Below are 887 nucleotides of genomic sequence, written 5' to 3' on the forward strand. Positions count from 1 at the left end.
GATAGCGCTGAAAGATAAAACCAAAATGCTCACGGCGCAGTTTTGCCAGTTCATCAGCGTCTAAGCGACTGACCGATTGACCATATATTTTATATTCACCAGCCGTTGCTTGATCCAAGCAGCCCAAGATATTCATCAAGGTTGACTTACCAGAGCCTGACTGTCCAATGATGGCGACCATCTCGCCTTGATTGATAGTCAAGTCGATATCATGGAGCACGCGAATGTTTTGTTCACCAGCTTTAAACTCTCTGATCAGCCCTTTGACCTGCATCAATGGAGTGTCTGCTGCGGCATTAGGGTTGGGGCTTTTGGTGTTCATTTACGCTGCTGCCTATATCAGTACTGCTTATATAATGACTTATATAAAATTATAAAACGCTTATCTATCATGATTGGACGCTGGTTTATCTACTTAGGTGTTAAAACGGTCTTCCACCTTTACCGCCTTTTTGTGGTCCTTCTTCACTTAGTATCACTTCATCGCCTTTATTCAGGCCACTTAAAATCTGTACATCGACGCGGTTATTGATACCTGTTTTTACCACTTGTTCAGCCACACTGCCATCCGCTTTCAAGACACGAACTTTAGCTGTTTTTGTATTTGGATCATCGTTAGTTGTGACTGATTTTTCGGTTTTGCCGATAGGCTGTAGGGCAGCAGCAGGAATGAGCAAGACGTTTTTTGCTTGATTAACCACGACGTAAACCTGTGCCGTCATATCAATACGAAAACGGCGATCGGTGTTGGGTACTTCGATATAGCCGACATAATAGATAGCAGAATCGGTTGAGCTGGTGTCACTGATTTGCTCAGGAGCAGGTTCAATGGCTTTGAGAACAGAGTCAAATTTTTGGTCAGGGTTACCAATGATGTTGAAATATAC

Annotated in this window: 1 protein-coding gene and 1 pseudogene; both read right to left on the reverse strand. The window is 43.2% G+C overall.

Annotated elements, in window-relative coordinates; genetic code table 11:
- Positions 1 to 322 (reverse strand): ATP-binding cassette domain-containing protein (locus tag ACS8FC_RS15770; protein ID WP_439297464.1); only part of this gene is annotated, 322 nt, incomplete at its 3' end.
- Between the two features lie 100 nt (positions 323 to 422).
- Positions 423 to 887 (reverse strand): annotated as a pseudogene (locus ACS8FC_RS15775) (efflux transporter periplasmic adaptor subunit); the annotation flags it as partial.

It is taken from the genome of Psychrobacter sp. 1Y4 (genome assembly GCF_051847555.1).